Origin of the sequence: Burkholderia sp. AU32262 (assembly GCF_020419985.1) — a bacterium.
GTDB classification, from domain to species: Bacteria; Pseudomonadota; Gammaproteobacteria; order Burkholderiales; family Burkholderiaceae; genus Burkholderia; species Burkholderia semiarida.
Window position 1 is genome coordinate 242,518 of the sequence record NZ_JAIZRS010000009.1, and the last position, 9,616, is coordinate 252,133.

Annotated in this window: 6 protein-coding genes; all 6 read right to left on the bottom strand. The window is 56.6% G+C overall.

Annotated features, from left to right (window positions below):
* Positions 1–178: 178 nt before the first annotated feature.
* Positions 179–2,134, bottom strand: coding sequence for a UvrD-helicase domain-containing protein (locus LGN10_RS13950; protein WP_226223932.1), 1,956 nt, complete (start codon positions 2,132–2,134; stop codon positions 179–181).
* Complete coding sequence (locus LGN10_RS13955) at positions 2,131–4,437, bottom strand: AAA family ATPase (RefSeq protein WP_226223959.1); 2,307 nt, start codon at positions 4,435–4,437, stop codon at positions 2,131–2,133. Before LGN10_RS13955 ends, LGN10_RS13950 begins: the two co-directional genes overlap by 4 nt.
* A gap of 268 nt (positions 4,438–4,705) precedes the next feature.
* A complete protein-coding gene (locus LGN10_RS13960) occupies positions 4,706–4,957 on the bottom strand; it encodes a PAAR domain-containing protein (RefSeq protein WP_226223934.1) in 252 nt (83 codons plus the stop codon).
* 156 nt (positions 4,958–5,113) lie between these two features.
* On the bottom strand, positions 5,114–6,058 hold the full coding sequence (locus LGN10_RS13965; protein ID WP_226223935.1) for a hypothetical protein: 945 nt from the start codon (positions 6,056–6,058) through the stop codon (positions 5,114–5,116).
* Positions 6,059–6,218: 160 nt separating this feature from the next.
* Positions 6,219–7,025, bottom strand: a complete 807-nt coding sequence (locus tag LGN10_RS13970; RefSeq protein ID WP_226223937.1) for a hypothetical protein — start codon at positions 7,023–7,025, stop codon at positions 6,219–6,221.
* Positions 7,009–9,282 carry a lytic transglycosylase domain-containing protein gene (locus LGN10_RS13975; RefSeq protein WP_226223938.1) on the bottom strand — a complete coding sequence of 758 codons (2,274 nt, stop codon included), beginning with the start codon at positions 9,280–9,282 and terminating at the stop codon, positions 7,009–7,011. Before LGN10_RS13975 ends, LGN10_RS13970 begins: the two co-directional genes overlap by 17 nt.
* Positions 9,283–9,616: the final 334 nt, after the last annotated feature.

The window sequence follows — 9,616 nt, forward strand, 5'->3', positions numbered from 1 at the left end:
TTCTACACAGTCAGACCTAGCGTGGCAACTAGCTGGACTCAGTCGGACATACATCGGCCTGCCTTAACAGGTTCTAACGGCCGCGTGCCGGCCCTCATCTATCAATCATGACTTATACCAATGCAACAGTAGCTGTCGTCGCCACCCCACTCGACTGTTGAAATAATCTGAGCGATAGCTACTTCAAAAGGATCACCTCGTCCACGGAGAACCATGCGGACCGCTTGATTGAATCGAGCACTGCATTTGGGTCCTTAGCCCAAAGAACTAGAGCAAGGCTTTCCTCAGCTCGACTGCAAGTAACGTACAGAAGCCGTAGAGTTCGATCAATGATGGTCTCATTTCCATCATCAATATTTTTCCGATCTGTCGGACTCAGGTCCTCAGCACCGAAGAGTTTGTCGTAGGAGAACTGCGTGCCGCCGGCCTCCTCATCGTCCATGACAACCATGACATGCTGGAATTCAGAACCCTTGACGACTTGATGAGTCGCAAGTTCGGCTTCTCCACCAAGGTAGGCACGATACCGAGCAATCTCTCGCCAAGGGGTATTGAAGAGCGCGTGCCATCCGCGTTTGCGTCGGTCCTCCTTGGCTTCCTTCCCTCTTGCCTTTGGTTCGGGCGGTGGAGGTGACTTATCGCCAAATGCCTGGATCAATCGGAAGTCTGCTTCGAAGAGCCCGCCTTCAAGAACCGGTACCAAAACCTCCCGCACGGTTGCTCCCGGCTTGGAAGTGGCGTCGATGAACCGCATGACTGCAGCGTGAATATTTTCCAACGCTGCTTTGCGCTCGGCGCTGGCCTGCGGCACCTTTGCAAGCGCGCCATGCAAGCGCAATATGTCAGCGGCGGCAAACTCGTTCAGCGAGCCATCCGGTTGCCGGCACTCAGCAAGTTCAAGCATTGGGCCGAGGAGTGGCCGAACCATCGCTGGACCGGTCCGCTCCCCGTTGCTCTTGGGCATCGCGGAGTCCTTGTCCAGCAGGTCCATCGCGTTGTATGCCTCGAAGAAGTTGCCCCGCTTGGCAGCCAGCTTGTGCTCCAGGGCTAGCGTTTTGTATCCGCGCACTCCATTCTGCCACGCCACATTAGCTGTCTCGACTGCCATAGCCAGCGCGCACTCGGCCTCCTTCTGAATCTTCTCGGTGGTACTCGTATTGGCATCGCCCACGAAGATGCGAACGATTCCACCGTTCTTCTCCGTCCGAGCATACTGGGCGACGCCAGTCTTGGGTTGAGTGCGGCCGTCAATATCCGCCTCCCAAATCTTATTGATAAGCTCTACGATTCGTTCTTGACTTCGATGGTTCATTTGCAGCGCGGGGCGCGCCCAGTCCACGGGCACATGCGAGGGAAGGTCGTCGTGACCGTCCGGGTAGATGCGCTGTCGATGGTCGCCCACGAGTCCTAGCGTGATGTGACCTGAGCGACTCTTCGAGAGCTCGAACAGCGCGTCAAGCACTCCTTTCATCGTGTCTTGCGACTCATCTATGAGAATCAGGGGGTGTCGATCCTCCAAGATGCGCTGCAACGTTGGGCGCTCGCGAATAAGCCACGCTGTTACTTCCAGAACTTCGGCATGTGACAGCGCGCCGAGGCCATAAGTGTTCCGGTCTGGGTGGTAGATGAACGCGTCGATCTTCCGGATTTCCTCGGCTTCTGCCTCGATTTCGGCGTATTTCTCCCGGTCCTTGTCTGACTCGCCCTTTACCTTGCACGTCGCATAGGCCTTTGCTGTAGCAAGCTTCTTGGCATTGCGAGCGAGCAGAGCATCTCGGATGTCTTCGTCGAAATCCTTGATGAGTTCCCAGCAGAAGGAGTGGATGGTCGACACTGCGGTTAGGTAGTTCTCTCCGAGTCGGCCGCTGACGACGGCGGTCGCGTTCTTGGTATAGGTGATGACTCGAACCGACTGCCCACGGGACCGGAGCCGCTCTGCATACCGGCCACCCATTTCGTGCTTCACAACTCCAGTGACGCGACGCAAGACCTCGACCAACGTGCGAGTCTTCCCGGACCCTGCGCCGGCGAAAAGGAAGAAGCAGCGAGGCGGGGTCGCAGTGACGTAGCCGCAGATGTCTTCGACGACATGAGCATCGCGATCGTTTCCAAGGGAATGCGGTGCGGCACTCAAGGGGTCTCTCCAGCCGTGACATTGAGTTGGCAACTCAACCAGGCGAGCGCGTCAGCGATGTATGCGGGGCATACCAAGGCCGCGCCTACGTTCAGCCGTTCGAACAGTGTTGCTGCGAAATCGCCCTTGCTGAAATTCCCGCGCAGCATCGCATGCAGTTCCCTGAGTAGCTCGGTGTGGTCAGGGTGGTCAAGAACGAGACCTATCACCTTCCCTAGTGCGCCACGGTGGTCCTTCTTCTTTCCGGAAACAGGGTCCTTTTCTTCATCCAATGCCTTGAACCAATCAAGGTTGGAAAGGACAAGAGCGTCCTCGAACGAGCTGGGCCATTGATTACTTGCGGCTGCAACGGGAAGCTGCCATGCAAAACGGACTTTCACTCCGGAATCCGACGTCCACTCCAATTGAGCGGGCGTCGGCTTCCCATAAGCCGGGAAGTCCGGCAGTTGGGGGTGCCACGAGGTCAGCGTGACATTCCCGCATTCGAGACCCGCTTGATCCGCGATGTGCACCGCGGCACGCACAATGCGCCCCTTTTTGTTTTTCGTTGGTACCACTGGGTCCAAGTCGGTGATAACGGCCGTTGGAATCCCCAACCGCTCTACAAACGGCCGGAGGCGGTGAGCATGACTGCCTCCAACATCAAGGAAGGACACATACTTCTTCGCAAGCTTGGGAAAGTCCCGCTCAATGAAAAGTGGCACGAGCATTCGTTCTGCGGTGCCCTCCACGAATATGGCAGCATCAGCAAAGAGGAGATCAGTGTGTTGGACCTGGAAATATCGCTCTGCGAATATCCTGGTTTCATTGTCGTCACCAAAGGCGTCACCCAGATTGACAACCTCGGTACTAGGCTTAACGCCCACTCCGGTACTTGCTACGCGCTTCACGTATCTCAGCCGTGTGAAGCTGTCTCCGTGGGCCAGATGGCTCGAATGCGTGCTAATGAGCATCTGACTTCGAAGATTGCTATGCACCGGATCCTTCGGACGAATGAGCTCGTGAGCATTCGACGAAAAGTTGCGTTGGACCTGAACGTGCAGATGGGCCTCAGGCTCCTCAACCATCACAAGGTGAACTGCGGCTGGAGTGCCCTGTGGCGGATTAAGGCGCGCGGCGCGGAACGACACGAGCATGAAGCTCAACGACTGCAGATTCTGATAGCCGAGTCCAATAGAGTGCTCTGGCAAGGACTCATCGATGGCAGTCTTATCTAGGCTGTATTGGACCGCAGTGCTGTGGGCAAGAAGGTCCGCGGTCTGAATGCGCGTACGGAAATGAAATTGCTGTGGATCATGCAATCCCGGATACCCCAGAACCTCCACGTCCTCCATCGCCGGCTGGAGCGCCCTGTAAATTGAATCGTCAAGCTCGGCCTGAGCCTTGGCGATGGCGGTCACCAAGTCTTCGCGATGCGCGTGACCGGATGGAGCGACGTTGAGGTGCTGTCGGGCGAACTTGAGAAGCTGGCTCGAGAACAGTCCAGGACGCGCATTCGTCGACTCCGACCGCGCTTCGTCCTCTTCAGCGCCGAGCCCTCGTTGAGCGGGCACAAAATCCACGCGGATGAGCTTGCGCAGGAACTGCAGCTCGACGGGCTGTGAGCCAAGCGGCAGTTCCTGCGGATCGCAATGCTTCTTGGCTGGAGGAAGCCGCTTCGCTGGGTCAAGGCGGTATGCGGCGATGCGGCGCAGGTCCGCTGAATGCCTGAGCCAGTAATCAAGCAGATCCATTGGCCAGGCGTGGCCATCCTTCGGAAGCTTTCGCACATGCGCACGCGCTTCGCGGTAGCGCCACGCCAACTTACGAAGCTCATTCGCGTCTGTAACGGGTTCAAGCCGAACTCGCACGCCGACCGCGCCACCCGACCACTTCAGCGACGTGATGAAGGGAGCAACATGGTTGTACGCACCCTCCTTTGCATCGAACCAAAGGTCGATAAACGGCATGCATGCGAGGAGTCGCCGAAACTGCTCATCCCATTTGTCTGCATCCTTCGAATCTGTAGTGGGGTCCTCGTCGAGCACCTCCCAGAGTTGACCCAACTCGCGCAATTTCGCCCATTGCGAAAGGCTGATGTCGAAAGCGCGGAAGCCGGGCGACTCGCTAAGGAAATTGCGAAGAACCGTGAGAAGGGAAGTCTTGCCGCTATTGTTAGCACCTACCAAGATAGTGGTGGCCTGATCAAGCTCAAGACGCGTCTTTGACAAACGTCGGAAGTTGCAGACTTCGACGCACGCGAGTCGGATTGGTGAAGTGCTCGGAGGCGCCGCTGCTTCGGCGGACGGTGCCGGTGGCGCGATCGGCGGGGAATCCGCAGCCGAGTTGACAGCGGGAGACGAAGCAGAAATCTCGTGCGGAAACATGGTACCCCTTTGCGGACACCGCGCTTGTTGGCGGCGATTTTTGTAGTAGTTGCGAGACCTCCCGGCGCGGTAACCGGAAGGCCAATCGATAAAGAATACCGGACCAGATGTCGTTGTTGCTAGAGCTACTCTAGACCCGACGGGACTAACGAGTGCAGACGCCCGGCTGAGCATTGTCGAGCAGCCGAACCTTCCATAATCAGAATCAGATTAAGCTTGAGAGCAGGTGACAGCCACACGTCGCCCGATGCCCATGCCGCGCAATCGGGATACCGTCATCCGTCATCGAAGCATCACCCTCTTCGATGACGTTCGGTGAGACACCGGGGTGCTGCGGACAAGAGACAAGGTCGCCTTTGCGAGCTACAAAGCTTCCATCGAAGCGCATCTTCGTTGAACCGGTTTCCACCTTGCCGCCGTGGTCAGTGGCATCCCCAATTCGAATCAGATTAATCACTCAGCCTCCTTGAGTCCTTGATCTCCGAAGGAGCTACCTCCGGGTTGCCCCATCATTAACGTCGCACCCCAAAACCGCTCAGTGCACTATCCCGAAATTCCACGTCGTCCGTCTTGAATGAAATTCATATTCGTGAGTAGGGCTTGGCAACTTGCATCATTGCTTGATCAATATCTGATCGGCTTTAATCCAACGAAGCAAGTGCTTACCGGATGCGTTAACGTAGTCCACGTAGGCCCACCCATTGGGAGACTGCTTCAATACGGTCACCACATCATTCTGGACGAGATAGGCTCGACTAGCATTCCCGTCGTCGGGAGCTGTAAACAGGGTCGCTTTTGCTACCGATACCGTGGCGGTCAGGCCATCAGCCACCGCTTCTTGCGCTACTGACGTACCTGCAGAGGCGCTAGAGTCTTTCGAAAGTGCGGTCTCGATCAGTTGCGCATCGAAGCGCGCCCCATCCGCCTTCAGAGCCGCAGCAATTTTCCGATAGGCCTCGCGATTCGTCGATGACGGTGGGTCACACCGCAAGAGATTGTCGGCCCCTGAAGCATTGCGCATCAGCAAATGTGGGGGCTGTCCTGCATTGATCGAAGCTAACTTGTTGCTTGCCGATGGACGATCGTGCGTGAGCATCATCGAGGTTTGGGAATCTGTTCCCCACTGTGCACCTTGATTCGGTTGCCATCCCGCTCCGCAAATCTCTCCGGTTTGCTCGGCCGTAATGCAACCTGTTTTTATCTCGATCATGGAACAGTACTCGCGGTTTAGTACCGTTTCCGGTTGCCCTTGCCCCGTGAACACTGTCCCCTGGTCGTTGCGCATAACGATTACATATTGACCTGAAGGGGAGATATTCCATTTATTGGGCGGCTCCATCTGCGTTCCACCGTCGGCGTTCGGTTCGCCTGCTCGTGGCAGCAAGCCAAACGTCGTTCCATTGGGAAAGGAGAAAACCGCTTTCTTCCAGGCCCGACGGGGCAATGGATCTTGAGGGTTCGCCGCGTTGCTATAGACCACTGCAGCTCCGCCAGGCAATGCAAAGCGCAGAGTGGACTGTGGTGCTGCGCTTGCTAGACCCGACCACAGCATCGTCATCGCAAGCATAGTTCCGACATGCGTGACACGCGTGCACGGGGTATCTTCCCGAAACAATGGAACACGCGCAGTCGTAAGTTTTAACGTCGATTTTTTCAAGATGGCATTCCCAAAGCTTGGACCAAACGTTGATAACGTCCCGGCGCAACGGACGCGCCATTTACCTTAGCCATAGCGCGAGTTGGCCCATAATCCTGCAAAATGCTGGATTCGTACGCCCCCCCCTGTTCGCCCCCCAATCCGCAGGATTCCGCGACACTTGTGGATTATGGCTAAAAAACCGCTCTAACGATCCTCTCATGCTCTCCGACGTCTCACCGGGCCAATTTACATCCTGATCCAAGACGGTGGCACGTCCAAGCGCAGACTGTAGATAATCCTTGATCCGATAAGGATAACCGTTTGGATACTTACTGATAGCCTGATTGAGACGATCGACGAAATCCTTAATCTGAAGTTCCTGATATAGCGGAGATGATACTCCGTGAGCCATTGATGCAACTGGTGGGCACTTCACCGGTTTGCCCATGGTGTCCTTGGAACAGTCACGTCGGAGTGCCTTGTAAAGTTCGGGGCCGATTAGCCGAACGCCATTCGTGAATGTGGGATGCGAATAACCCAACTGTGCGTCGCTACCAGAACCGGTCACGGTCCAGCCACAATTTGCAAAGTACTGCTGATACGCGTCAGGGTGCGTGTCGCGAAACACCGCGATCTGAACGGCTAGCTCGCCCCCACTGGCGTCGCCTCGAATAGTCTTCTGCATCGCACCCGCGCTGATGATAGCGATATCGATCGCCTGGACGGTATCCACACAGCCTTCATTCTGAGACATGGCGCGCAGAATCTTCTCTTCTACGTCGCCTAAAGTTCCTTTGGCACGCATTGTTGCTAGCGCTGGGCAACTACCTAGTGAGATTTTGCCTGAGTGCTGTGGCCCATACCAAGGATCAGTCTTGGTATGCATGTAGCGAGTTCCCGTGACGGTCATGCAGCAGCCGCAATCGCATTCCCCCCCCGCTCTGAATGAAATTCCCGATCAAACCGATCGGATGGAAATGCCACGGTTTCGGATCCTTCGGAAGGATCTTTGTGTCTGTACATTGAACGTCCTCCCACCATTGCAGCTTTTTGATTCGCTCCATTTCGTTCTGCCACTTCCAAGGGACGGCTTTCACGAGCGGGGTGATTTCTTCCCACTTCCCCATGTTGCCACCCCATTCACTCTCACATTTGACGACCATGTGAGAGATCGCCTCCGCCAACCACGGCGTTCTCTGTGCATCAGCGAGCTCGGTAGCGGTAACCGTACCATCATGATTCGCGTCAATGGCTTTTTCGAGCTTCTGAATGAGATCGGAAGCAGCCAGTTTGTCGGCGCTAGGCTTGAACTCTGCCAGATCCTCCTCCATTGCCAGCCCTGCGACAAACAGATATCGCTTCGACATATCGGCCATTGTCACCGAACTGTTGTCGACGAACTCGAATCCCGGCCAATCCCACGGGCCGCACAAATTTACTTTGGGATGATCCTTCTCACACACCCAGCCTTGAAGTGACTTTCCATCCTTCGTACCAACGACCACGTTCCACCAGCGCTTCACTTTTCCGCTCGCATCCTTTTCCTCGCGGGCTACATCTTGCGGCGCTTTTTTATTGAGATCGGCCACCCGGAATACGTCACGGAAGTCTGTTCCTGGACCGTCCGCAAGGCTCACTTTCAACGGAAAGTTTTTCCAGCCCTTAACGGGCAGCGTAGGAGTCTTATTGACCAGACTGCTTTCGACCCAGAACGGATTACCGGTCGGCGTCTCGATCGGTTCCTGCTTTGACGGCGGCTTCGCGTTGGACTTCTTCCCTTTGCCAGCAGGAACGGCCGGTGCCGGCTGGGCAGCGGGCATGGTGACGGTCTTGGGCTGTACTTTGACCCATCGTGATTTCGGATCACTGACCGGCACCAATTTCAAATTCGCCTGCTCCAGCGTGTAGTCCGGATCCGGTATCTTCGTGACAAGCTTCGCGCCCGTGAGGATTTCCAGAAACGGCTTATCCGAATCCGTATCCGGCAATTCCTTTGCGCGCGCCCGACTCTTCGTGATGAAGGCCGGCAAATCAGGCCCTGCAAATACTTCTAGATGCAGCAATGGTCGACTCGGCTGCGGGGGGCTCAGCTTCGCCTCTCGGTAGCGCTGATATTGACCGATATGAGCAATGACGTCGCCTGCATTCACATGAAAGGGCTTCTGCAGCACGACTACCTGATCGAGCGGGCCTGGCTGGGGAATAGCCTCAAGTTCGGACTTGAATACGTAACCCCACGGCAGTTGCTGGTCCGGCTGCTGCCCCACCGTCGGGCCTACCGGCGTGCCCGCTATGATCTTCGTGATCTTGACCCAACCGTGCACGCCCCCATTGTCGGATTCGTTCACCGAGAGCTCTGTGCCCTCCGGCAGCAAGCCGAGAATCTTGCCCTTACCTGGAGTAATGCGCACGCGAACACCCAATACTGGCCCCGGCAGCGGCGTATTTGCATCACATTGCTGCCCCCCGAGCTTGTCCGAATCGTCCGACTTCGGTTTAGGTACGTCTTGCTGGTTGGGCTTCAGCGCCTTATACGTGCGGTCAGCTTGCCAATACGCTGGCGGCGTAAGCTTGGTTGCCTTGGGGTCCGCGCCCGGCGCTTTAGCCTTATCGAGGGCCGCTTTATAGCTTTCCCAATCAAGCGTGTGCATGTACAAGCTGAAAAACGTCAGCGTTTCATCGGGAGGCGGGCTCGATGGTGTTGGGGCCGGCGCTGAAGCAGGTGCCGCTGGTGCAGGAGGCGTGCCGTTGGCCCCCGATGCCGCACCTGGCGCGGACGCACCGTTCGGTGGAGCCGACGCCGGCGATGCGGGTGCTCCATTCGAAGGCGTCGGCACAGGATCCTGCTTTTTCGGCGCGGGAGGAAGCGTCAGGGTGTGCCGGACCAGCACAAAGCCCGTCGAGTAAAGTGCGCGGCGCTTATCCTGGTAATTCAGTTCTGGATATTTCTGGTCGAGCCGATACGCAACAACCTCACCGGTTGCAATCGCGTGTACGCCCTCGTCCTGTTTCAGGCTCTCGGCAGTTTTCTGCCCGAAGTGAATACCACCGTGCCAGATGCCACTCGCTCCAAGCGGATAAAACCCATCCTCGGCGTTTGCAAGCGCCTTCATGTAGGTCATCGGATCCGTTGCATCGATCACGTTCGCCGAGCTCGTCGCGTCCGTCGTCGCATCGGTCGTCGCAGTCGGTGAGAACGGGTAGCTCCACGCTAGCGGTCCAGATGCAGGCTTGGAGGAGTCGGACGCGGGCTTCCCTTCTGGCGCGGATTTCTTAGGAGGATGATGGGGGGCGTGCTTGTTCGTCATCGCAGTTGGAATAGCAATTCGTGATCGCGTTTAGGGAACAGGGGAGGTATCCGGAATTTAGTGTGTGAGGCGGGTTGAGATTCAGACTCCAATGTTGAATCGTTCTGGGTAAAGCAGTGCGAACTGAGTCATGGCGCTCTTCCAATCGTGCCGGGAACCCGTCCACTTG